This window comes from Aliirhizobium cellulosilyticum (assembly GCF_014198105.1).
Classification (GTDB): Bacteria; Pseudomonadota; Alphaproteobacteria; order Rhizobiales; family Rhizobiaceae; genus Neorhizobium; species Neorhizobium cellulosilyticum.
This window is the reverse complement of the sequence record NZ_JACIGW010000001.1, coordinates 681,606-704,411: the sequence shown is the minus strand read 5'-3', so window position 1 is coordinate 704,411 and position 22,806 is coordinate 681,606. Positions and strand designations below refer to the sequence as shown.

Annotated in this window: 22 protein-coding genes; 5 read left to right on the top strand and 17 right to left on the bottom strand. The window is 59.3% G+C overall.

Annotated elements, in window-relative coordinates; translation table 11 throughout:
• Window positions 1–2: 2 nt before the first annotated feature.
• The 14 genes from ureC to GGE33_RS03120 form a co-directional block, all read right to left on the bottom strand.
• Entirely contained in the window at window positions 3–1,712 is a 1,710-nt protein-coding gene (gene ureC / locus GGE33_RS03185) for an urease subunit alpha (protein WP_183821204.1), read from the bottom strand.
• 71 nt (window positions 1,713–1,783) lie between these two features.
• Entirely contained in the window at window positions 1,784–2,200 is a 417-nt protein-coding gene (locus GGE33_RS03180) for a lysozyme inhibitor LprI family protein (RefSeq protein ID WP_183821203.1), read from the bottom strand.
• Window positions 2,201–2,204: 4 nt separating this feature from the next.
• Window positions 2,205–2,564, bottom strand: a complete 360-nt coding sequence (locus tag GGE33_RS03175) for a GFA family protein (RefSeq protein WP_183822299.1) — start codon at window positions 2,562–2,564, stop codon at window positions 2,205–2,207.
• 1 nt (window position 2,565) lies between these two features.
• Window positions 2,566–2,871: an urease subunit beta gene (locus GGE33_RS03170; protein ID WP_183821202.1), complete on the bottom strand. Its 306-nt coding sequence runs from the start codon at window positions 2,869–2,871 to the stop codon at window positions 2,566–2,568.
• An 11-nt stretch (window positions 2,872–2,882) separates the two neighbouring features.
• Window positions 2,883–3,146 carry a DUF1272 domain-containing protein gene (locus tag GGE33_RS03165; RefSeq protein ID WP_183821201.1) on the bottom strand — a complete coding sequence of 88 codons (264 nt, stop codon included), beginning with the start codon at window positions 3,144–3,146 and terminating at the stop codon, window positions 2,883–2,885.
• Between the two features lie 11 nt (window positions 3,147–3,157).
• A complete protein-coding gene (locus GGE33_RS03160; protein ID WP_112454072.1) occupies window positions 3,158–3,460 on the bottom strand; it encodes an urease subunit gamma in 303 nt (100 codons plus the stop codon).
• Between the two features lie 33 nt (window positions 3,461–3,493).
• Complete coding sequence (locus GGE33_RS03155; protein ID WP_183821200.1) at window positions 3,494–4,315, bottom strand: urease accessory protein UreD; 822 nt, start codon at window positions 4,313–4,315, stop codon at window positions 3,494–3,496.
• Complete coding sequence (locus tag GGE33_RS03150) at window positions 4,252–5,484, bottom strand: CE1 family esterase (RefSeq protein WP_183821199.1); 1,233 nt, start codon at window positions 5,482–5,484, stop codon at window positions 4,252–4,254. The genes GGE33_RS03155 and GGE33_RS03150 overlap by 64 nt, the downstream gene beginning before the upstream one ends.
• Window positions 5,485–5,612: 128 nt before the next feature.
• Complete coding sequence (urtE, locus tag GGE33_RS03145; RefSeq protein ID WP_183821198.1) at window positions 5,613–6,308, bottom strand: urea ABC transporter ATP-binding subunit UrtE; 696 nt, start codon at window positions 6,306–6,308, stop codon at window positions 5,613–5,615.
• Between the two features lie 265 nt (window positions 6,309–6,573).
• Complete coding sequence (gene urtD, locus GGE33_RS03140) at window positions 6,574–7,335, bottom strand: urea ABC transporter ATP-binding protein UrtD (protein WP_183821197.1); 762 nt, start codon at window positions 7,333–7,335, stop codon at window positions 6,574–6,576.
• A gap of 4 nt (window positions 7,336–7,339) precedes the next feature.
• The gene (gene urtC, locus GGE33_RS03135) at window positions 7,340–8,515 is read right to left on the bottom strand and encodes an urea ABC transporter permease subunit UrtC (RefSeq protein WP_183821196.1); all 1,176 of its coding nucleotides are present in this window, start codon (window positions 8,513–8,515) and stop codon (window positions 7,340–7,342) included.
• Window positions 8,512–10,116: an urea ABC transporter permease subunit UrtB gene (gene urtB / locus GGE33_RS03130; RefSeq protein WP_183821195.1), complete on the bottom strand. Its 1,605-nt coding sequence runs from the start codon at window positions 10,114–10,116 to the stop codon at window positions 8,512–8,514. The genes urtC and urtB overlap by 4 nt, the downstream gene beginning before the upstream one ends.
• Before the next feature lie 188 nt (window positions 10,117–10,304).
• On the bottom strand, window positions 10,305–11,594 hold the full coding sequence (urtA, locus tag GGE33_RS03125; RefSeq protein ID WP_183821194.1) for an urea ABC transporter substrate-binding protein: 1,290 nt from the start codon (window positions 11,592–11,594) through the stop codon (window positions 10,305–10,307).
• A gap of 208 nt (window positions 11,595–11,802) precedes the next feature.
• Window positions 11,803–13,695, bottom strand: a complete 1,893-nt coding sequence (locus GGE33_RS03120; protein WP_183821193.1) for a phosphatase PAP2 family protein — start codon at window positions 13,693–13,695, stop codon at window positions 11,803–11,805.
• Between the two features lie 255 nt (window positions 13,696–13,950).
• Here GGE33_RS03120 and GGE33_RS03115 point away from each other — a divergent pair, with 255 nt between their 5' ends.
• The 5 genes from GGE33_RS03115 to GGE33_RS03095 all read left to right on the top strand — a co-directional run bounded on the left by GGE33_RS03115 (window position 13,951) and on the right by GGE33_RS03095 (window position 20,155).
• Window positions 13,951–14,682, top strand: coding sequence for a DUF1194 domain-containing protein (locus GGE33_RS03115; RefSeq protein ID WP_183821192.1), 732 nt, complete (start codon window positions 13,951–13,953; stop codon window positions 14,680–14,682).
• 75 nt (window positions 14,683–14,757) lie between these two features.
• Complete coding sequence (locus GGE33_RS03110; protein WP_148145811.1) at window positions 14,758–15,318, top strand: TetR/AcrR family transcriptional regulator; 561 nt, start codon at window positions 14,758–14,760, stop codon at window positions 15,316–15,318.
• Window positions 15,319–15,321: 3 nt separating this feature from the next.
• The gene (locus tag GGE33_RS03105) at window positions 15,322–15,666 is read left to right on the top strand and encodes an SMR family transporter (protein WP_148145812.1); all 345 of its coding nucleotides are present in this window, start codon (window positions 15,322–15,324) and stop codon (window positions 15,664–15,666) included.
• 183 nt (window positions 15,667–15,849) lie between these two features.
• On the top strand, window positions 15,850–19,236 hold the full coding sequence (locus GGE33_RS03100; protein WP_183821191.1) for a hybrid sensor histidine kinase/response regulator: 3,387 nt from the start codon (window positions 15,850–15,852) through the stop codon (window positions 19,234–19,236).
• Window positions 19,229–20,155 (top strand): response regulator, encoded by a 927-nt coding sequence (locus tag GGE33_RS03095; protein ID WP_183821190.1) that lies wholly within the window; start codon window positions 19,229–19,231, stop codon window positions 20,153–20,155. Before GGE33_RS03100 ends, GGE33_RS03095 begins: the two co-directional genes overlap by 8 nt.
• Window positions 20,156–20,471: 316 nt before the next feature.
• On the opposite strand, the gene GGE33_RS03090 is transcribed toward GGE33_RS03095, so the two are convergent.
• From GGE33_RS03090 to GGE33_RS03080, 3 genes are all read right to left on the bottom strand, one after another.
• Window positions 20,472–20,972, bottom strand: a complete 501-nt coding sequence (locus GGE33_RS03090; RefSeq protein WP_183821189.1) for a PAS domain-containing protein — start codon at window positions 20,970–20,972, stop codon at window positions 20,472–20,474.
• 198 nt (window positions 20,973–21,170) lie between these two features.
• Complete coding sequence (locus GGE33_RS03085) at window positions 21,171–22,295, bottom strand: branched-chain amino acid ABC transporter substrate-binding protein (protein ID WP_148145816.1); 1,125 nt, start codon at window positions 22,293–22,295, stop codon at window positions 21,171–21,173.
• 140 nt (window positions 22,296–22,435) lie between these two features.
• On the bottom strand, window positions 22,436–22,789 hold the full coding sequence (locus GGE33_RS03080) for a DUF6867 family protein (protein WP_112454103.1): 354 nt from the start codon (window positions 22,787–22,789) through the stop codon (window positions 22,436–22,438).
• Between the last annotated feature and the right edge of the window lie 17 nt (window positions 22,790–22,806).

Here is a 22,806-nt window from a genome sequence, read left to right as displayed (position 1 = left end):
CTTCAGAACAGGAAATACCGCTGCGCCATCGGCAGCACCGTTGCCGGTTTGCAGGTGAGCAACTCGCCGTCGGCGCGAACCTCATAAGTTTCCGGATCGACTTCCACATGCGGCGTTGCCGAATTGTGGATCATCGACGCCTTGCCGATGCCGCCGCGCACGTTCTTCACCGCAACCAGCTTCTTGGCGACGCCAAGCCGCTGCGCCAGACCGCCATCGAGCGAGGCCTGCGAAACGAAGGTGACCGATGAATTGGTCCTGAGCTTGCCATAGGCCGCAAACATCGGCCGGTAATGCATCGGCTGCGGCGTCGGGATCGAAGCATTCGGATCGCCCATCGGCGCAGCGGCAATCGAACCGCCGAGCAGCACCATTTCCGGCTTCGCGCCGAAGAAGGCCGGGCTCCACAGCACGAGGTCGGCGCGTTTTCCCACTTCGACCGAACCGATCTCGTGGGACACACCATGCGCGATCGCCGGGTTGATCGTGTATTTGGCAATGTAGCGCTTGACGCGGAAATTGTCGTTGTCGCCGGTCTCGTCCTTCAAAGGACCCCGCTGGCGCTTCATCTTGTCGGCTGTCTGCCAGGTGCGGATCGCGACTTCCCCGACGCGGCCCATGGCCTGGCTGTCGGAAGAGATGATCGAGAAGGCGCCGATATCGTGCAGAATGTCTTCCGCCGCGATCGTCTCCTTGCGGATACGGCTTTCGGCAAATGCAATGTCTTCCGGGATCGATGGCGACAGGTGATGGCAAACCATCAGCATGTCGAGATGCTCGGCCAGCGTGTTGACCGTATAGGGCCGCGTGGGGTTGGTCGAAGACGGAATGACGTTCGGATTGCCGCAGACCTTGATGATATCGGGCGCATGCCCGCCGCCCGCCCCTTCCGTATGGAAGGCATGGATCGTGCGACCCTTGATGGCGGCGACCGTGTCTTCGACAAAACCGCTTTCGTTCAGTGTATCGGTATGGATCATCACCTGCACGTCGAACGCGTCGGCTACCGTCAGGCAGTTGTCGATAGCAGCCGGTGTCGTGCCCCAGTCCTCATGCAGTTTCAGCGACGAAGCACCCGCGAGGATCATTTCTTCGAGCGGTGCCGGAAGCGAGGCATTACCCTTGCCGGCAAGTGCGAGGTTCATCGGGAAGGCGTCAAAACTTTCGATCATCCGCTCGATATGCCACGCACCTGTACAGGTCGTTGCCAGCGTTCCATGCGCCGGGCCGGAACCGCCACCAAGCATGGTGGTGACACCGCTCATCAGCGCCTCTTCGATCTGCTGCGGGCAGATATAGTGGATATGTGCATCCATGCCACCGGCCGTCAGGATCTTGCCTTCGCCGGCGATCGCTTCCGTCGACGGGCCGACGATGATCGTCACGCCCGGCTGCGTATCCGGATTACCAGCTTTGCCGATCGCGTGGATACGGCCGTTCTTCAAGCCCACATCGGCCTTATAGATGCCGCTATGATCGACGATCAGCGCATTGGTGATGACGGTATCGACCGCCCCTTCGGCGCGTGTCGCCTGGCTCTGCCCCATGCCGTCGCGAATGACCTTGCCGCCGCCGAATTTCACCTCTTCGCCATAGGTGGTGAAATCGCGCTCCACCTCGATGAACAATTCGGTATCGGCAAGCCGCACCTTGTCGCCGGTGGTCGGACCGAACATCGAGGCATAAGCGGCGCGGGACATCTTGTAGGACATGAATTACCTCAATCCTTCGGGCAATATGAGTTCGGACATTTCACCTGGATGGCGACGAGCCATTCCAAAAATTACAGCATGTTATCGACAAGCGCCTTAAGCTCGGCCGTACGCTTGCGCGTCAGATCGGCCTCGCAACTGGAGACAAGCATCGGCTCCATCGAGCCGCCGCGCGCCTGAAACCCGACGGAAGCACATTGGGCGTCGCGATAGGAGAGCCAGGCGCGCTGCGCCTTGATCAAAGCCTCTTCACCGCCCTTCAGCTCAGTGGAGACCCCGGTATCCCGCTCCTTCAGCGCCTTGCGTGTCACCTGATACTGCGCGTTCAACGCCGTATCCGCATCGGCAAGATCAAGGCCGGCGCAGATCGTCATATCCGCCTGCGTTTGCGGCTCCTTGCAATCCGGTCGCGGCTGTTGCGCGGATGTCGGTGCATCGAGAAGAAGCACGCATCCACACAGCAACGGCAAGAGGGCGAGTTTCAGCATCGGCTCAGGCCGCAGCCCCGTCGTAGTGATGCGACGTCAAAGCCCGTGGATTGACGCTTTCCAGGCAGTTGACGTTGATCGCCACCATGGGCGAACCATCCTTCGGCGAGTCCCCATAGGCAAAACTCTCGATGCCGCAGGTCTTGCAGAACAGATGCTGCAGCTTCTTCGTGTTGAACCTGTATTCGGTAAGGTTCCCCTCGCCCGACGTCAGCGAAAATGCACCACGTGGCGCGAAGGCGAGAACAATGCCCAGTCGCTGGCAGCGCGAGCAGTTACAGGTGACCGTCTGGTCGAGATCCGCCTCGACTTCGTAGGAGACCGCGCCGCACTGGCAGCTGCCGAGATAATGTTTGGTCGCGATGTCAGAGTCCTCCCATGATCTTCTGCTGGAAACCATAGACCCGTCGCGCACCCGAAAGCGGGATCAGCGTGACGGATCGGGTCTGGCCCGGCTCGAAGCGCACAGCGGTTCCAGCAGGTATATCGAGCCGCATGCCGTGCGCCTTGTCGCGATCGAAGGATAGACCATTATTGGTCTCGAAGAAATGATAGTGGCTGCCGACCTGCACCGGGCGGTCACCGGTATTGGAAACTTCGATGGATATCGTCGGCGCGCCGGCATTGAGCTCGATTTCGCCTTTTGCGGCAATGACTTCACCAGGAATCATGAATCAGCTCCTCAGGCTGTTAAAGCGGTTTGGGGGATACAACCCTCCGCCTTCAAGACACGCACCGTCGATGCGGGGTTACGAACCAGTGCCGCCGCCGGACGGATCGGGCGCCTCACCAGTTCTCCCGAGCAGTTCGGGCAGATCCCACCAAGCACATCCGCCGCGCAATCCGCACAGAATGTGCACTCAAACGTGCAGATCATCGCCTCGCGGCTGTCGGGATTAAGATCCTTGTCGCAGCATTCGCAGTTGGGGCGTAGTTCCAGTGCCATGGCTAGGCTCCTCAGCGGATCGGTTCGTGCACGGTCACCAGCTTGGTGCCGTCCGGAAAGGTCGCCTCCACCTGCACGTCATGGATCATTTCCGGAATGCCTTCCATCACCTGATCGCGGGAGATGACATGCGCGCCGGCCTCCATCAGGTCCGCAACCGAACGGCCGTCACGGGCACCCTCGACGACATAGTCCGTGATCAGCGCGATCGCTTCGGGATAGTTGAGCTTGACGCCGCGCTCCAGGCGGCGACGGGCAACCATTGCCGCCATGGAAATCAGCAGCTTGTCTTTTTCGCGTGGGGTCAGGTTCATGGAAATCCCGCAATCGACTTCGGATAGGGCAAATCAGATATGCCAGACTTTCGGCACTGGCGCGCCGTTACGCAATACGGAAATTGCCGGTACCAGGATTTTTCTCAAATCGAAGCCCGTGGGTGCGGCGATCCGCGCGATCAGCTTGCCGTTCCAGTAACTCGCACCACCGGCATTGCCGATGCACTCCCTCAACTTGGGCAGCATGGATTCGCTCAAAGGCCCCGTATGGAAAAGTGTGGCGAAGGCGACCTGGCCGGAAAGCACGGCCGCGGCCTGCGCCATTTGCGCAATCTCGCCCTCGAAGCGCATCTCCTCGGCGTGGATCAACTGAGCATTGCGGCGCACCCGCCAGCGATCGCGGAAAAATCCGTTGGCGACCGCCTCGCCCATCGCGCGGCGCCCCAGAAGCACGGCTTCGACGGCGAGAAATTCAGCGCTTTCGGCAAGATCGACATCAAGGCGGCGACTGAGTGATGCCCGGTCGAACAGGATGGTCTCCTGCGGAAGCCAATGAACGGAAGCATTGTCGCCGACGGTGATATGGGTGGAAACCGAGGCGGTGCCGGAGGACGCCTTGTAGATCTTCTCGTTCGCCTGGGTGGCGACCGAAAGCCTGGTGGAAGCCGCAGCGGCGACGGACCAATCGATCACGTCGCCGCCCGTCAGCCCCCCTGACGTATTGATGAGAATCGCCTCCATTTCAGGCGAAAAGGTTTCCGGAAGGCGAATTTTTGCGCAGCCTTCCTGGAAGAACTCGTCGAGCCGTGTACGGCCGTCAAAAGCCTTGGTTACAAGGCGCCCTGAACCCCTTGCCCGCTGCGGCGCATAGTGTTCGACTGAGGAATGCTGCACGATGTACCTTCGAGTTCCGCCTGTGTTGCGCAGTCAGAAGCAATGGCTGTGCCAGACTTCATGGGCGCAGTCGACTTTGCAGGCGTTGCAGTCGCAACGACATCCGTCGTGTCGGCCTTGCCGAAGAAGTCCCACATCCGGAAAGCGGGATCAACATTGGCGTCGAAGGCGGGCTGCTTGGCCGGCACCACGGCCGCAACCTTGGTCACGCTCGCAGCACCCTCCTTGGCGGCAGCCATGACGGCTTCCTTGGCAGCAAGCGGCTTCGGCCAGTCATGCGTGCCCTTTTCGAAGACGTAAGTTGCAATCCGCGCGCCGTTCTTGCAGGTCCCGTACATCGTATAGGTCACGCCATCGACGGTTTTCGGGTCGCCATTGCCCTTGCAGCCGTCTAGATCATTCCAGCGCTGGATCGCCGTGTTGAAACCATATTGCCAATAGGCGGAACCGCCACCCGCATAGGGGTTCTGTGCATCCTTTTCGCCGGCGAAGGCGACGATGGAGATAGGCTTGGCCGGATTGCAATTGGCCTTGTCCGGCCCCCATTTGCCATCAACCTCGACCGGGCGGCCGGCACGCAGCGAATTGACGAAACCGGCACCGGCAAAATCATCCTGTCCCGAGCAGACATAAGCCGACAGCATGCGCCCGCCACCGGAATAACCGGAAGCAAAGATGCGGTTGGCATCGACGCAGAAATCTTCCTTCACCTCATCGACGGCGTCATCGATGAAGGCGATCTCGTCGAGACCGCCCTGCGCGCCGGTCGGAATGATGGCTTTGCTCACCTGCACGAAAGGCACGTTCCAGGCATAGGTCCCCGGCACCTTGCCAGGCAGGCTGCCCTGCAGCGCGACTGCAATGAAACCGTTCTTTTCGGCGACCTTGTCCCAGGACGATCGGTTCAGCTGCCCATCTGGATTGCTGTTGCTGCCGTGAAAATCGAACACGACGGCAACCTTGTCGCGGCCGGTATAGGAAGACGGAACATAATAGACGGCCTGTCGGTCAACACCGTCGCTCTCGATCGTCATCGCATGGCGACCCGGCGCCATCGGCTGACCACAGGCGGCGAAAACCGAGCCTGCAGCCAAGAAAAACGCTCCGGTCGCGACGAAGCGAACAAGAGCGGAGCGGGAACGGTGACCAGGAATGCATGCAAAGACCATCAGCGCCTCATCATGGGGTGCGGGTTGTCAACGATGTTCGGAGATGTCGTTCATCTGCGGTTCATCTAACACACCTGTTGAAGCATTGATATGCCTTGGATCAAAGTAAGCAATGCAAACATTCACCATTAAACTGTTAGATGCCGCCTTGCTTCTGCCGTATCCAAGGTTTCGGCAGGGCCTTCATGCACAATCTCGCCACGATCCATGATGTAGACTTGGTCTGCCAGCTCGCGACAGAAATCCAGATACTGCTCGACAAGCAGGATCGCCATGCCGGTGGAATCCCTCAAGTAGCGGATCGCCCGGCCGATATCCTTGATGATCGACGGCTGGATGCCCTCGGTCGGCTCGTCCAGCACGAGAATCTTGGGGCGCGTCACCATGGCGCGACCGATCGCCAGCTGCTGCTGCTGGCCGCCGGAAAGGTCGCCACCGCGACGGCCGAGCATGGTTTTGAGCACCGGAAACAGCGAAAAGATCTCGTCGGGAATAAACTTGTCCTTGCGGGCAAGCGGCGCATAACCGCTCTGCAGGTTTTCCTGAACGGTCAGAAGCGGAAATATCTCGCGCCCTTGCGGTACATAACCGATACCGTGTTTGGCCCGGGAATAAGGCGCAAGCCCGTTCAGCACTTCCCCCTGAAAGCTGATCGTGCCACCGGAGACCGGATGCTGGCCGGTGACAGCGCGCAAGAGCGAGGATTTGCCGACGCCGTTACGGCCGAGCACGCAGGTGATCTTGCCCATTTCGGCATTGACGGAGACCCCGCGAAGGGCTTGCGCTGCGCCATAGTGGAGATTGACGTTGTTGACTGTCAGCATGGGGAGCCTCCCTGTTTGCTCAGGAGGATGGCATTACCCCCCTCTGCCCTGCCGGGCATCTCCCCCACAAGGAGGGAGATCGGAGGGAGGCGACCACTCGCCCCCCTTTGAAGGTCGAGTGGAGGCGAGACGTCATCCCGCGATGAAATCGAAACCGGAAGAGATGCGTGCTTGAGGCAGAAGGATCGCTCCCAGCCGATCTTCCCCCTTGTGGGGGGGGGGGCCGGCAGGCCGGAGGGGGGTATCAAGACCATTGCGCTCTCCATCACCGCCCCAGATAATTTTCGATCACCTTCGGATCGCTGGAGACGAAATCGATCGAACCTTCCGCCAGAACCGAACCTTCCGCCAGACATGTCACCTTCACCCCGAGATCGCGGATGAAACCCATGTCGTGCTCGACCACGACGACCGAGCGGGTCTTGGCGATCTCGCGCAAAAGTACCGCCGTCTCGGCTGTCTCCGCATCGGTCATGCCGGCCACCGGCTCGTCGACGAGAAGCAGCTTCGGCTCCTGCGCCAGCAGCATGCCGATCTCCAGCCACTGTTTCTGACCGTGGGAAAGATTGGCAGCGTATTCGTGGGCGCGATGGGTCAGACGGATCGTCGAGAGGATTTCCTCGATCCGCGCCTTGTCGTCGGCGCTCAGCGTATAGAACAGCGTGGCGAACACGCCGCGGGAACGGTTGAGCGCCAGCTCCAGATTGTCCCAGACCGTATGGCTTTCGAACACTGTCGGTTTCTGGAATTTGCGGCCGATGCCAAGCTGGGCGATATCGGCTTCGTCCTTTTTCGTCAGGTCGATCGTATCCTCGAAGATCACCTTGCCCGTGTCCGGTCGGGTCTTGCCGGTGATGATGTCCATCATCGTCGTTTTGCCGGCCCCGTTCGGGCCGATGATGGCACGAAGCTCGCCCGGCTCGACCACCAGCGACAGCGAATTGATCGCCTTGAACCCGTCGAAGGAGACGGAAACGTCTTCGAGATAAAGCAGGCTTTTGCTTCTGGTTTCGGCAATCGTGTTCATCGTTTCACTCCGCTGCCTGAGCCTGTTGCGTGACCGGCGCAGCGCCGGCATCCCTGCCCTTTTCCGCATCTGCCGCGGCCTTGAGCGCCTTGCGGGCATTCCAGCCATGCTGGATCGTGCCGACAATACCTTTAGGCAGGAACAGCGTGACGGCAATGAACAGCCCACCAAGAGCAAACAGCCAGAATTCAGGGAATGCGCCGGTAAAATAGCTCTTGCCCGCATTGACGAGGATCGCGCCGATGATCGGGCCGATCAGGGTGCCGCGTCCGCCGACGGCGGTCCAAACGACGACTTCGATCGAGTTGGCAGGCGCAAATTCCCCCGGATTGATGATGCCGACCTGCGGCACGAACAGCGCACCGGCGATGCCGGCGAACATGGCCGAGACGACGAAGGTGAACAGCTTGATGTTTTCCACCCGGAAGCCAAGGAAGCGCACCCGGCTTTCGGCATCGCGCACGCCGACCAGAACCTTGCCGAATTTCGACCGTGTTATGGCCGAGGCGACGATCAGGCAGAGGGCCAGCATGATGGCTGACAGGGCGAAGAGAACCGCACGCGTGCCACCAGCCTGCACCTGGAAGCCCAAAATATCCTTGAAGTCGGTCAGACCGTTATTGCCACCGAAACCCATGTCGTTGCGGAAGAAGGCGAGCATCAGCGCATAGGTCATCGCCTGGGTGATGATCGACAGATAAACGCCGTTGACGCGGGACCTGAAGGCGAACCAGCCGAAGACGAAGGCGAGCAGGCCGGGCACGATCAGCACCATGGCCATGGCAAACGGGAACATGTCGAACCCGTACCAGAACCATGGCAATTCCTTCCAGTTGAGGAAGACCATGAAATCCGGCAGGTCGGGATTGCCATAGGTGCCGCGCGAACCGATCTGGCGCATCAGATACATGCCCATCGCATAGCCGCCGAGCGCAAAGAACGCGCCGTGGCCGAGCGAGAGGATGCCGCAATAACCCCAGACGAGATCGAGCGCCAAGGCCAGAAGCGCATAGCAGAGATACTTGCCCATCAGCGCCATGACATAGGTCGGGATATGCAGAGCGCTGTCCGGCGAGGTCAGCAGGTTGAGCGCAGGCACGATGATGGCGACGGCAAGCAGAATGCCGACGGCGATGACGATCCTGCCTTCGAGTGCGCGAAGAATGAAGCCGGAGATCATGCTTCCACCGCCCTTCCCTTGAGCGCGAAGAGGCCGCGCGGACGTTTCTGGATGAAGAGGATGATGAGGACGAGCACGAGGATTTTTCCGAGCACGGCCCCGACGGACGGTTCGAGGAACTTGTTGAGGATACCGAGCGACAGCGCGCCGACCAGCGTGCCCCAGAGATTACCGACCCCGCCGAACACCACGACCATGAATGAGTCGATGATGTAGCTCTGGCCGAGGTTCGGCGAGACGTTGTCGATCTGGGAAAGCGCCACGCCGGCAATGCCCGCGATGCCCGATCCGAGCGCAAAGGTGAGCGCATCGACCCAGGGGGTGCGAATGCCCATCGATGAGGCCATGCGGCGGTTCTGCGTGACGGCGCGCATGTTGAGGCCGTAAGCCGTCTTCTTCATCACGAAGAGCAGCGCGAAGAAGATCGTCAGTGAAAAGACGATGATCCACATGCGGTTATAGGTGATCGTCATGCCGCCGAGCGGAAAGGAACCGGACATCCACGACGGATTGCCGACTTCCTGATTGGTCGGACCGAAGATCGTGCGGATCGCCTGTTGCAGGATCAGCGACACGCCCCAGGTGGCGAGCAGCGTTTCGAGCGGCCGGCCATACAGGAAGCGGATCACGCCGCGCTCGATGACGAAACCGACGAAGCCGGTGACGAGGAAGGCGACGGGCAGCGCGATTGCCAGCGACCAGTCGAACAGGCTGGGCGCGTTCTCGCGGATCACTTCCTGCACCATGAAAGTGGAATAGGCACCCAGCATGACCATTTCGCCATGCGCCATGTTGATGATGCCCATGACGCCGAAGGTGATGGCAAGGCCGATGGCGGCAAGCAGCAGAACCGAGCCAAGGGACATGCCGTACCAGACATTCTGGGCGACGTTCCAGAGTTGCTGTGCGTTCTGGATCGAGGCGATCGCCTTGTCGAGATCCGGCTTCAGGCTGGGATCGATGGATGAAGAAACAGAATTCAGCACACCGAGGCCGCTCGCACCGAGGCCGGAAATAGTTTCGATTGCCGCGCGCTTTTCATCGATCGAGCGATCGGAGGAAAGAAGCGACACCGCACGCGCTTCTTCCATGCGGGCCTTCACTTCCGTGTCGGTTTCCTTGGCAAGTGCGGCCTCGACGAGTTCGAGAGCTTCGGCACTTGGCGAACGCAGGATCGCATCGGCGGCGGAAAGGCGCGCACCACGATCCGGGCTCATCAGCGTCAGGCCGCCGAGAGCCGCGCGGATAGCGCGGCGCAGATTGTTGTTGACCTTGATCTTGGTGACCGCGCCTTTTGCCACATGGCCGGCGCTCTCACCGGTAACCGGGTCGATCAGCTCAAGCTGAGAACCGGCAGATTTGGCGGAAAAGACTGCCTTGTCGGACTTGCGGAAATAAAGGTCACCCTCGGAAAAGGCATTCAGCGCCGGCACCACGCGCGGATCCCCGGTCGCAGCGATTTGCCCGACAAGCGTTTCCGCCTGGTTGAAATTGGCGTCCGCCAACTGGTCAAACAGCGGCTTGGGGTCGCTGCCTTGCGCGAAGGATGTCGCCGCGGATGCAAGGACCAGAAAGATCAGTGTGATGAAACGGATAAGCATGTGTCTGTCCCCCGGATGGCGTGGCGGGGGCGTCTTCCCCCTCTGGCCTGCCGGCCATCTCCCCCACACGGGGGGAGAAAACTCGCGGCATCCGCCTCGGCTCAGGTGAACTGCGGCGGGGCGGCTAGGTTAAGCCCTCCCCCTTGTGGGGAGGGTTGGGAGGGGTCTTTGCCCCGAGCGGTGAGAGATCAGCTACCCTTGCCGCCGCACTTGCCGGTGGCGACGTTGAAGTTGCCGCAGGACATCGGCTTGCGCCAATCGGAGATCAGGTCCTTCGAGTCCGGCAGGTAATCAGACCACTCGTCGCCAACGACGGCAGGCGTTTCCTGCACGATGTCGAACTGGCCGTCGGCCTGGATTTCACCGATCAGCACCGGCTTGGTGATGTGGTGGTTCGGCATGACGGTGGAGGTGCCGCCCGAAAGGTTCGGCACGGCGACGCCGATGATCGAGTCGAGAACTGCGTCGGTGTCGGTCGTGCCGGCAGCCTCGACGGCCTTTACCCAGGCGTTGAAGCCGATATAGGCGGCTTCCATCGGGTCGTTGGTCACGCGCTTGTCGTTCTTGGTATAGGCATGCCAGGTCTTGATGAACTCGGCATTGACCGGCGCATCGACGGACTGGAAGTAGTTCCAGGCGGCAAGGTGGCCGACAAGCGGTGTCGTGTCGAGACCGGCAAGCTCTTCTTCACCGACGGAGAAGGCGACGACCGGGATGTCTTCAGCCTTGATGCCCTGGTTGCCGAGTTCCTTGTAGAACGGCACGTTGGCGTCGCCGTTGATGGTCGAGACGACGGCGGTCTTCTTGCCGGCCGAGCCAAATTTCTTGATGTCGGAGACGATCGTCTGCCAGTCGGAATGACCGAACGGCGTGTAGTTGATCATGATGTCCTCTTCCTTGACGCCCTTGGACATCAGGTAGGCCTTCAGGATCTTGTTGGTCGTCTGCGGATAGACATAGTCGGTGCCGGCGAGAACCCAGCGCTCCACGCCTTCGGTCGAAGCGAGGTAATCGACGGCCGGGATTGCCTGCTGGTTCGGAGCAGCACCGGTGTAGAAGATGTTGCGCGAGGATTCTTCACCCTCGTACTGGACCGGGTAGAAGAGGATCGAGTTCAGCTCTTCAAAGACCGGCAGCACCGATTTGCGCGAAGACGAGGTCCAGCAACCGAAGACGGCGGCAACCTTGTCCTGGGAGATCAGCTGACGGGCTTTTTCGGCAAACAGCGGCCAGTCGGAGGCCGGATCGACGACAACGGCTTCGAGCTTCTTTCCAAGCACGCCGCCCTTCTTGTTCTGCTCTTCGACGAGCATCAGCATGGCGTCTTTCAGCGTGGTTTCCGAAATCGCCATTGTGCCGGAGAGCGAATGAAGAACGCCGATCTTGATCGTGTCGTCGGCCGCGAATGCGCCGTGGAAGGCCGTGGTGGAAAGTGCGGCAGCCAGCAGCGCTCCGCCCAGTTTCGCCTTGAAGCTCATAGGATCAAACCCCCTCTTTTTTGGTTTGTTGGCACAACGGTGACGTTGACCGTTGCCTGAGGGGACTATCGGGTGCGACAGCCCAAAACCACATACGCAAAATGACGTATGCAGAGGGGGAAAGTGGTAGCAGGTTGCGGCGGGACGTCGATCGCCGCAATCCTTGCGGTCGCGGCGATCGGATCAGTCCGTTCGGTTTACCGGAGCATTACTTGCCAACGGTCAGGATCACATCGTCCGGCGTGTATTCGACATTACCTTCGACGCCATTGATCTCGACCTTCGAGAAGGTTCCGGAAAGCGAGCCTGCCTTGATCAGTTGAATGCTTTCGCCAGCCTTCGGCAGGTTATCCTCGGTCATCCGCAGCACAAGCGAACCGCCGAGTTGTGCCGCCCCCTTGATTACCACGACAGGCTTGCCGCCTTCGACAACCAGCGTCAGCTGGCCCGCATCGGCCTGCCTGAAAGTTCCGCCCAGAAGGACCGGCTGTTGTGCGGCCATGACAACTTCACCGCCGGCGATCTCGAGATTGCCGGTGCCTAGCGCCGACTGCGAAGAGGCAACCAGCAGGCCGGCTTCGACCATGGTGCCGCCACCATAAGTGTTGGTGCCGGACAGGCCCAAGGTGCCATCACCGCGTTTCGTCAGGCCACCCTTGCCGGAAATGTCGTTTTTCCAGGTATCGATCTCGTTGAAGCCACCCTTCCCGGCTGTCATCGTCACCGTGGTCATCGCATCGAATGCGCCATAACCATCGGCGGCAGCAAAAAGGTTGAGGCGGCCATAGCCTTCTTCGTCATCGAGAACGGCAAAGCCGGAACGGATCTCGGTGGTGCGTAACACGTCACGGCGCTGATCGGCGTCGAGATAAGGCAAGCGCGTTTCGAGCAGCACCTCCGCCCCCTCTGGCACGCGGGCCGGCTGGTCGATCGGATGGATTGCCGGCAGGCCGTAGGTCGTCGTCTTTTCGATCAGGGCGGCATTGACGGCGCGATCCGCGAAGCGATCACTGGATACCGGCTGTGACTGGGCGAACCGTGCCAATTCGCTTGCGCTTTCCACACCGACCTTTGCGCTCAGCCAGGTTTGTGCCTGATCATAAGCCTGCTTTTTCAGATCCGCATTCTGCGACCTGTTGAGATTGTAGGTGACCTGCGCCGTTGCCAGCACCCGGCCGCCGATCACATCGAAGGGCGAATGCATGCCGGCGATGATACGATTGTCGCCCATGACCGCGGCCCGCGTAAGCATTTCCTGGTAACGCTGCGGCACGAGATAGGCCATCGCAATCGCGTCGCGCCAGGCTTCTGCCGTATGGCCGCTCGGGAAACCGCCATCTTCTGCCGGCTTTTGGCTTTTGGCCGGCTCCAGCGTCGGCAACACCACGACATCGTTGCTCCAGCGATAGGGGCGAGCATATTTGAAATAACGTTTAGCAGGCTCCGTCGAAGCTTCTTCGCTTGCCATGTTGATGAAATCGACAGCCAGGCCGAGATCGGGATTGGCCGCAGTCTTGGCCTTCTCGTCAGGCTTGCTTCCCAGGCCGCGATTGTTGCCATCGTCATCATGCTTGACCGTGGTCGCGTCTGCGGCGACATCGGTAATCGTCGTCGTCTGCCTGGCGCCTTCTCTCCAGGCATCGGCCAGGGGACCGAGGCCATCGACAATGCTGGCGTTCTTGCCGCGGCGATCATCGAGATACGAGGCAAGTGCTTGTTCGGCGGTGCGGCCGCGCGTGATTTTCACCACATAATCGATATTGGCCCTGTGCAGCGCCTGATTGACAATCGTACCGTCGGTGGCGCTGTACGGAATGCCATCCCAGTCAGACTTGCTGATTGCAGGGCAATTACCCTTCGCAGGCGCTTCCACCCCTGCATCGACAAAAGCCGAACGCGGTGTCCAGACTTCAAGAAAACCGGATAAAACATGGACAGCGGCATTCGTGTCCTTGGTCGCAAAACAGGCATCGCCGCGCTTGTTGCTGGCGCCTGTATCCACATAAGGTGCCGCTCGTGTTTCCGCCAAAACTATGGATGGCGAAAGGAGCAGCACGGTGAGAAGCGCCGTTGCACCGCGAAACCTGATCGAAACAGACACTGTAAAACCTCTAAAAAAATGAAAGGATATCAGCTAACTAGCGCGACTTTGTGACATGTATGTTGCGGCAACATGGCTTTCACCGGTTCAATTCCATCGCCCATATCGAGATAGGTGTATCACCAGATGCAAGTTCGGCGGGGTGTTTGGTAGAGATCTGCCGACCACCGTATTCCGCCGCTCCGCATTTCTTCATGTCCAGAATTTAAAGATGTGCTAAAATACTCCAATCGAGCGGGGTTGGAGGGCAACGAAATGTCTCGATGGGGGAAAGCGGCGTCGCTGACGCTGCTGCTTTCGGCATGCGGTAGCGTCGCATCGGCTCAGCCAATATGCGCAGATGTCGCACTGGTACTGGCGATCGACGGATCGGGCAGCGTTACCGACAGCGAATATCGGTTTCAGAAATCGGCGATAGCGGCAGCCCTCAGGGATGATGGCGTCGTGTCGGCCTTGAAGGATGCCGGTACGGTGATGCTTTCCGCGGTGTTCTGGGGTGACGGCGAGTTTCCGACCGAAGATCTCGGCTGGTTCGTGGTCTATGACGGAGTGGGAGCAGAAGGTTTTGCCCAGGGACTGGAGCGAAACGAACGGCACGTCTTTGGCGACACCAATATCGGCAGCGGCCTCTGGTCCGCCCTCGACAAGTTGTCCGAGCCCGGCGTCTGTGCGCGGCGCTTGATCATCAATCTGTCCGGCGACGGCCGCGAGACGATGCTGCCGAAACAGCGCGTCAGGGCGACGCTCTATCAGGCCCGCCTACGGACGATCAGGATGGGCGTGACGATCAACGCTCTTGCGATCGCCGACGATGATGGCGGTCTTGCCGCATATTATGCGCAGGATGTCATACGCGGCACCGGCGGCTTCACAATGACAATCAGAAGTCAGGACGATTACGCGGCTGCTATCCGTCAGAAGCTGAAACGCGAACTGTCGCCGAGATTTGTTGCAAGTGTTGCCCACCCCTCTTCTGCGCCCCATTGAATCGATGAGTGACGACGAAAACATGTGATCGTTCGACGACTTGCAAAACAAACCGACCATCTGGTATGTTTAGGTATGACTGAAGCTCACGAACGAAAGAAACAGCCTGAAATCGTGCGTCGCGCACTCTTGGATTGCGCCGCCCAGATTTCGCAGGAACAGGGTCTGCCTGCAGTAACACTGCAGGCGGTAGCGGATGCTGCGCATGTGACGAAGGGCGGATTGCTGCACCATTTCCCCAACAAGCAGGCGCTCGTTCAGGCCGTCTTTCACGATCTTCTGGAGCAACTGGACGCCCAGATCGATGCGCTTCTGGAAGACGACCGGGACGCCTATGGCCGTTTCACGCGCGCTTACATCCGGGCCTTTGCCAATGCCGAGAGCCAGGGCGCGAGCAACTGGAACGCGCTTCCCCTCTCTTCGCTGACGGATCCCGAGATGAAGGCGATGTGGTCCGACTGGTACGCGTCCCGGCTTGCACGACACGCAGAAACGGATGCCGGACCTGAACTGGGCATTGCCCGTTATGCCGCCGATGGCCTCTGGCTTGCCGGCCTTCTGGAATATTCGGGCGTCGAGGCGACAGGCCAGGACGCCCTGATCGAACAACTCATATCAATGACACGAAAGACATAAGACGTGAATCCCGCCCTTATCACCTACGGCTCGCTGCTCTCCGCCATCGCACTGGAAGTCGTCGGCACAACACTTCTGCAGCAGAGCCAGCAGTTCACCCGCATCCTGCCGACGCTCGGCATGGCTCTGTGTTACGGCGCGGCCTTCTATCTATTGTCGATCACGCTGCGCGTGCTGCCGGTCGGTATTGCCTATGCGATCTGGAGCGGTCTGGGTATCGTGCTGATCTCGGCTGTCGGCCTGATCGTCTTTCGCCAGAGCCTCGACATGGCAGCAATGATAGGTCTGGGTTTCATCATCGCCGGCGTTGTCATCGTCAACGTCTTTTCGAAGACGGTTGCGCACTGAGCAATGCCAGCAAAAGTGGGCACCGGTTTTGCGTCCGGAATTGCGTGGAAATAAAGAATAGAGCGATTTAGCGATTCCGGCAGCCGAAACGCTCTAACCGCGTCAATTCGGTTGCAAAATCGCGATCCAGCACCGAAAGTGCCTTTTTGACGATCACTCCTCCCAAGGGATCAAAAACAAGGCATGGCAGCGCGACAGCGGATCATTCCGGTCCGGCGGGAATATAACCGCTGGGTCGCCAACCAGACATTGGAAGATTACGCCCTTCGCTTCACCGCAAAGAGCGCGCGAAGATTTTCGTCCAGTCGTATCTCGCATACGGCGATCGGCGCGATCTCCTTTCTGGCGCTGGAGGCCATCGGCGGTGCGATCACCCTTTCATACGGCACGACCAACGCCTTTTTTGCCATCATGGCGGCGGCGGTCGTCATGCTGCTTGTCGGGCTGCCGATCAGCCGTTACGCGATCCGCCACGGTGTCGATATCGACCTCCTGACCCGCGGTGCGTCCTTCGGTTATATCGGCTCGACGATCACCTCGCTGATCTATGCCAGCTTCACCTTCATGCTGTTTGCCATTGAGGCATCCATCATGACAGGCGCACTCGAACTCGCCTTCGGCATTCCCCTCTGGCTCGGTTACATCATCAGCGCAATCGTAGTGATCCCGCTTGTCATCTACGGCGTGCAGCTGATCTCGCGTTTCCAGCTTCTGACCCAACCCTTCTGGATCGTTCTCAACGTCCTGCCCTTCATCTTCATCGCTTTTCTCGATTGGGAGAAATTCGATCTCTGGCGCGCCTTTGCCGGGATCGGGCATTCCAATGGCGAGATCGGCGGCACTGCCCCCTTCGACCTCGTGGAATTCGGAGCAGCATCCGCTGTCATTTTGGCGCTGATGCCGCAGATCGGCGAGCAGGTCGACTTCCTTCGCTTCCTGCCTCCCGAGGGCATGCGCAAATGGCGGCATAAGTTCGCCGTCTTCCTCGCCGGGCCCGGCTGGGTGGTGGTGGGCGTGCCGAAACTTCTGGCCGGCTCCTTCCTCGCCGTGTTGACCCTGTCGACGGCGGTCCCCGCAAACGAGGCAGCCGATCCGGCGCACATGTATCTGGCAGCCTTCGGCTACATGATCCCCAACGAGACGGCAGCACTGCTGCTGATGGCCGCCTTCGTCGTCGTTTCGCAGTTGAAGATCAACGTGATGAACGCCTATGCCGGGTCGCTCGCCTGGTCGAATTTCTTCTCGCGGCTGACCCACAGCCACCCGGGCCGCGTTGTCTGGCTGGTCTTCAACGTCGCCATCGCGCTTTTGTTGATGGAACTCGGTATCTACCGGCTGCTGGAGGAAACGCTCGGCATTTTCTCGATCGTCGCCATGAGTTGGCTCTGCACGATCTCCGCCGACCTGTTCATCAACAAACAGCTCGGGCTTTCCCCTCCTGGCATCGAGTTCAAGCGCGCCCATCTCTACGACATCAATCCGGTCGGCCTTGGTGCCATGTTCGGTGCGACGACAATCGCGCTTGCCGCGCATTTCGGCGCGTTTGGCGAGCTGATGGTGTCGCTCGCGACCTATGTTACCTTGTCCGCTTTCGTAATCTCCCCGGCGATCGCCTTCGCCACCCGCGGCAAATATTATCTGGCCCGCAAACCGCGCCAAAGCTGGAAGACGCTCGGCTCGATCACCTGTTCGGTTTGTGAACATCCTTTCGAACACGAGGACATGGCCTGGTGTCCGGCCTACGCGGCGCCCATCTGCTCGCTCTGCTGCTCGCTCGACAGCCGCTGCCACGACATGTGCAAGCCGCATGCCCGCCTCAACACCCAGGTCGGAACAGTCGCCCGGACTTTCCTGTCCGACCGGGTCATCGACAAGCTGACCACACGGCTCGGGCGTTATGCAACGACAGCCATCGTCTCAATCTCGTTGATCGGCTCGATTCTTGCGATGGTCGCCTATCAGGCGGGCGAAGCGGCACCGGCCAATGCGGAGATCATCTACGGCACGATCTCCATCGTCTTTTTCGTCTTCGCCATCATCGCCGGCATCGTCTCGTGGTTCTACGTTCTCGCCCATGACAGCCGAGTCGTGGCGGAAGAGGAATCCTCGCGCCAGAACACGTTGCTCCTGAAGGAAATTTCCGCCCACAAGAAGACCGATGCAGCACTCCAGGACGCCAAGGAAACGGCAGAGGCTGCCAACCGCGCCAAGAGCCGTTATGTCGTCGGCCTCAGCCACGAATTGCGCACACCGCTCAACGCCGTGCTCGGTTACGCCCAGATCCTCGAGCGTGACGAGACCATCCCTGCCCCGCGCCAGTCGGCGATCAAGGTCATCAAGCGTTCGGCAGATCATCTTTCAGGCCTGATCGACGGCCTTCTCGACATATCGAAAATCGAGGCGGGCCGTCTACAAGTCTATTCCAACGAGATCAATATCCAGGATTTTCTCGACCAGATCGTCGAAATGTTCGGCCTTCAGGCTCAGGCCAAGGGGCTGGAATTCGAGCACATCCGCGCGGCCTCATTGCCGCACTATGTCCGCACCGACGAAAAGCGGCTGCGGCAGATTTTGGTCAACCTCCTGTCCAATGCGATAAAATTCACCGACGAAGGCAGGGTGCGCTTCGAGATCGCCTATCGCAGCCAGGTCGCGACTTTCACCATTTCAGACACCGGGCGCGGCATTGCCGAAAAGGACCTCGGCCGGATCTACGAACCGTTCCAGCGCGGCGAGGCAGAAAGCGTGAGGCCGATGCCGGGGCTGGGTCTCGGCCTGACCATCACCCAGCTTCTCACCAATACCCTTGGCGGCGAGATCTCGGTCAAGAGCGTCAAGGACGAAGGCTCGACCTTCCGCGTGAGACTGATGCTGTCTGCCGTCGAGCGGCCGAACACCACACCCGCCACCGAGCGCAAGATCGTCTCCTACACCGGCCCGCGCCGCACGGTTGTCGTGGTCGACGACAATCAGGATCACCGTGACCTGATGCGGGAAGTGCTGGCTCCCATGGATTTCGTCGTGTTGACCGCGGCGGGTGGCCCGGAATGTCTGACGTTGATCGAAGGGGTGAAGCCCGACATATTCCTGATCGACATTTCCATGCCCGGCATGAGCGGCTGGCAGCTCGTAACCCGCCTGCGTGATGAAGGGCAGAATGCACCGATCATCATGCTCTCGGCCAATATCGGCGACGGAACGACGGCCGATGCTGCGGGCGAAGGCCATGACGATACGCTCTCCAAGCCGGTTAATCTGCGCCGGCTCGCCGACAAGCTCGCCTCGCATCTCGGGCTCTCCTGGGTCTATGAGGGCGAAACACCGCCCTTGCCCATCGCTGCGGCGAAAAAACCGGTCATAAGTCCGGGGACGAGCCATGTGCAGGACTTGCTGCGCCTTGGAGAGATTGGTTACGTGCGGGGTATAGAAGCCAAGCTTGCCGATCTTGCCGCTGACGAGACCAATCGCCCCTTCGCGGACGAGCTTGGTTTCTATCTCAAGGCCTTCGACATGGCCGGCTACATGAAATTTCTGGAACGCCTGGACAAGGAGGAGATAAGCGATGGCTGACACCACAACGCCCCGCGACATCGTTCTCCTGGTCGATGACAGCCCCGATACGCTCGGCTTTCTAACCGAAGCACTGGAGCAATCCGGCTTCTCCGTGCTGATCGCAACATCGGGTCAGTCGGCGCTCAATATCGTCGACAAGATCACGCCCGATCTCATTCTTCTCGATGCAGTCATGCCCGGCATGGACGGGTTTGAAACCTGCCGCCGGCTAAAAACCAATGCCGGTGTGGCACAGGTACCGGTGATTTTCATGACCGGCCTCACCGAGACGGAGCATGTCGTCCACGCGCTCGGATCAGGCGGCGTCGACTATCTGACCAAGCCCATCAACATCGATGAACTCAGAGCCCGCATCCGCGTTCATCTCACCAATGCCCGTTCTGCTCAGAGCGCCCGAGTTGCACTCGATGCCGCCGGCCGGCACCTGCTTGCCGTCAGGGCTGACGGCAGCATTCAATGGTCGACGCCACAGGCAACCCGGCTGATCAATGCCGCCACCAACCGCGATGACGGTTTGGAACTGATTGCCGGGCGCATTGCGACATGGATGGCTGAGCGCGATCGTCCAGGCTTTTCGCGCGATGCCGCCTTCTCGCTAGAAGACGGCGATGAGAAGGGCCTGCAACTCTCCTATCTTGGAGGCCTGAGTGCCGATGAATTCCTGTTCCGGCTGACGGCGAACAATCGCCGGCCCGGCGCTGAAGTCTTGCGCCAGCATTTCCCGCTGACGGCAAGGGAATCCGACGTCCTCCTCTGGATCGCCAAGGGCAAATCAAACCGCGACATCGGCGAAATTCTTGGCCTCTCCGCACGCACGGTCAACAAGCACCTGGAGCAGATTTACGTCAAGCTTGGCGTGGAAAACCGGGCATCGGCGGCAGTGAGGGCAGCACACGTCCTGCATGAGGACAGCTGAATACGCTTGACCTTGGCGCCCACGCGAACTTCGGAAAAATGTGCGCCATAGTTACATTCAACAAATAGAATATATTATATTCCTAATTACAATCTGACGTTCGTTGTTGCGCCGCAGCGAAGCGGATAAAGAGTCACGGCACCCACAAGGTCGAGCTGATGACATCCGACGATAGCAACTCTTCCATCGCCTCCCTCATCAACCTCGTAAAGACGTTGAAACAGGACAGCAACCGACGACACCTGTCGGCCTCCGAAAAGGAAGCCAGGATTTTTGACGTCATCACGAAGCTGGCGAAATTCCAGCCCGTTCCCGCTCAAGCCGCACCGATGACCTTCAGCGCTGAAGAAAGATAACGCGCAGCAAGATCATTGCCTCGTTTCTGGGCAAGCTCAAGCGCCGACCTGCAATGACTGGCAAGCGGATCGGGAATGCAAGAGGCGACATTGCTCGAAATTTCCATGATCGTGCCATTGTAGATGAACGGGGTCCCTGCATCATCCCTGAGACAACGACCGACGGAAAGCACATCCACAGCGCCTCGTTTGCCGTGATTGATGCGGTATTGCTCCTGATAGACAAGGCCGCTGGTAATTGCTCGATGAATGGATGCAGCGACCCTACTACGGTCTTCAACTGATATTCGCTCGATCAGCGACAGAATTGGTAGGCCCGCAGCCATGACGCTTGCGTCAATATCGAAGAGCTGCGCCAAGGCAACGTCGCCGTAGAACCGATCTTCAGCCAGATCCCAACTGAAAAAAGCCATCCCACAAGATAAAAATGCAGCACTGAGTTCAGTATTCAGCGGGAACATGCGAATCCTTTTCTGAAACATTCTCAGATCACTTATTTGAAATATAAGAAATTCGTAAATTACAGTTTATGACCTATTAAGAATTGGCCCCGTCTTTTTTTTTTGGGGGGGGGGTAACAGAACGATCTCTTACCTGGAAACGAGAAAAGCCCGGTCGAAACCGGGCTTTTCCATGAAGCATCATATATCGGCTAGAGCTTAGCTGCCCTGCTGGAAGTAGCTGTACTTGCCGTCCGGACCCTTCTTCCATTCGTACATGACGTAGCCCGGAAGCTTGGGGTCGCCCTTTTCGTCGAAGGCGATGTCGCCGAGAACGGTCTTGAACGGACCCTTTTCGTGCAGGATCTTGGCAACGGCCTCGGCATCGTCCGCGCTTCCGGCAGCCTTGATGCCTTCGGCAATGATCTGGACGGCGGCGTAGGAGTAGAGCGTGTAGGCTTCCGGGTTGAAGCCGGCGGCCTTGAACTTCTCGACCAGTGCCTTGTTTTCCGGGATCAGCGTCGGGTCGGGGCCGAACGTGTTGAGCGTGCCTTCGACGGCATCGCCAGCGATCGAGGCAAGTTCGTTGGAGACGATACCGTCACCAGAAACGAGCGTTGCCTTGAGGCCTGCGTCCTTCGCCTGGCGGATGATCAAGCCGGCTTCTGTGTGGAGACCACCCCAGTAGATGATCGAAACGCCGGCTTCCTTCATCTTGGAGATGAGAGCGGAGAAGTCCTTGTCGCCGGTGTTGACACCTTCGCGCACGACTTCCTTCTTGCCGAGGGCGTTGTAAGCCTTCTTGGTTTCTTCAGCGAGACCCTGGCCGTAAGGCGTCTTGTCGTCGATGATCGCGATCTTGGCGTCAGCGAACTTTTCGGCAAGATACTTGCCGGCAACGCCGCCCTGCTGGTCGTCACGGCCGCAGGTGCGGAACGTATTCCACAGGCCGCGCTCGGTGAAGACCGGGTTGGTCGCAGCAGGGGTGATTTCGAGGATGCCGTTTTCGGCATAGACTTCCGAAGCCGGGATCGAAACGCCCGAGTTGAAGTGACCGACCACGTATTTGACGCCGTCGGCAACGAACTTGTTGGCGACAGATACACCCTGCTTGGCGTCGGAGACGTCGTCGCCGAGCGCGATCGTCAGCTTTTCGCCGTTGATGCCGCCAGCAGCATTGATGTCGGCGATAGCCTGTTCGGCACCCTTCTGCAGCTGTGCACCGAAGGCTGCGTTCGGACCGGTCAGCGGACCACCGACGGCGATGACGATATCAGCCCATGCATTGCCACCGAAGGCGACCATGGCCGACAGCGCAACTGCGGAAAGAAGAGACTTCTTCATAGAATAACTCCCAGTTATTATGAGGTGAGAGGTTTTTTGGGGTCCGACACAATACCCACCATTATTGTGCCGGAAGCTGTTCCACCTTTTGGTGTATTTATCTTTGCCAAAACCGATCTGAATTCAGAACTGTTCTGGTGTCAATCTTTCTTCTTCCATGAGAAAGCTGAGGTCGGCTCGTAGAGCCAGTAGTAGTTCTGGACCATCTGCCGGGTGCGGCGGATGCGGAAACCCGCAAGGGCAAAGCCGAACAGGAGAATGAGGTCCAGAATGAAGTAGAAGGCGTTGATGAACGGCCCCTGGAACAGCGCATAATGCAGGAACTGCATGGCGACGGTGAGCAGGACCGCATAGATCACGACTTCGCGATAGCCGTTCCAGCCCTCGGCCGCAGCCTTGCCGGACCGCCAGGCGGTCCAGAAGCCGAGCAAAAGCACGATGCCGCGCAGGAAATAGCGGACCACCGTATCGGTTTCGAAAAACAGGCCCTGCATGTCAGTATACCCCGCTG

Bases quoted from the DNA above. Each gene is read 5' to 3' on its own strand.
- ureC (WP_183821204.1), bottom strand. From the start codon at position 1,712: ATGTCCTACAAGATGTCCCGCGCCGCTTATGCCTCGATGTTCGGTCCG.
- GGE33_RS03180 (WP_183821203.1), bottom strand. From the start codon at position 2,200: ATGCTGAAACTCGCCCTCTTGCCGTTGCTGTGTGGATGCGTGCTTCTT.
- GGE33_RS03170 (WP_183821202.1), bottom strand. From the start codon at position 2,871: ATGATTCCTGGTGAAGTCATTGCCGCAAAAGGCGAAATCGAGCTCAAT.
- GGE33_RS03165 (WP_183821201.1), bottom strand. From the start codon at position 3,146: ATGGCACTGGAACTACGCCCCAACTGCGAATGCTGCGACAAGGATCTT.
- GGE33_RS03160 (WP_112454072.1), bottom strand. From the start codon at position 3,460: ATGAACCTGACCCCACGCGAAAAAGACAAGCTGCTGATTTCCATGGCG.
- GGE33_RS03150 (WP_183821199.1), bottom strand. From the start codon at position 5,484: ATGGTCTTTGCATGCATTCCTGGTCACCGTTCCCGCTCCGCTCTTGTT.
- urtE (WP_183821198.1), bottom strand. From the start codon at position 6,308: ATGCTGACAGTCAACAACGTCAATCTCCACTATGGCGCAGCGCAAGCC.
- urtD (WP_183821197.1), bottom strand. From the start codon at position 7,335: ATGAACACGATTGCCGAAACCAGAAGCAAAAGCCTGCTTTATCTCGAA.
- urtC (WP_183821196.1), bottom strand. From the start codon at position 8,515: ATGATCTCCGGCTTCATTCTTCGCGCACTCGAAGGCAGGATCGTCATC.
- urtB (WP_183821195.1), bottom strand. From the start codon at position 10,116: ATGCTTATCCGTTTCATCACACTGATCTTTCTGGTCCTTGCATCCGCG.
- urtA (WP_183821194.1), bottom strand. From the start codon at position 11,594: ATGAGCTTCAAGGCGAAACTGGGCGGAGCGCTGCTGGCTGCCGCACTT.
- GGE33_RS03115 (WP_183821192.1), top strand. From the start codon at position 13,951: ATGTCTCGATGGGGGAAAGCGGCGTCGCTGACGCTGCTGCTTTCGGCA.
- GGE33_RS03110 (WP_148145811.1), top strand. From the start codon at position 14,758: ATGACTGAAGCTCACGAACGAAAGAAACAGCCTGAAATCGTGCGTCGC.
- GGE33_RS03100 (WP_183821191.1), top strand. From the start codon at position 15,850: ATGGCAGCGCGACAGCGGATCATTCCGGTCCGGCGGGAATATAACCGC.
- GGE33_RS03095 (WP_183821190.1), top strand. From the start codon at position 19,229: ATGGCTGACACCACAACGCCCCGCGACATCGTTCTCCTGGTCGATGAC.
- GGE33_RS03090 (WP_183821189.1), bottom strand. From the start codon at position 20,972: ATGTTCCCGCTGAATACTGAACTCAGTGCTGCATTTTTATCTTGTGGG.
- GGE33_RS03085 (WP_148145816.1), bottom strand. From the start codon at position 22,295: ATGAAGAAGTCTCTTCTTTCCGCAGTTGCGCTGTCGGCCATGGTCGCC.
- GGE33_RS03080 (WP_112454103.1), bottom strand. From the start codon at position 22,789: ATGCAGGGCCTGTTTTTCGAAACCGATACGGTGGTCCGCTATTTCCTG.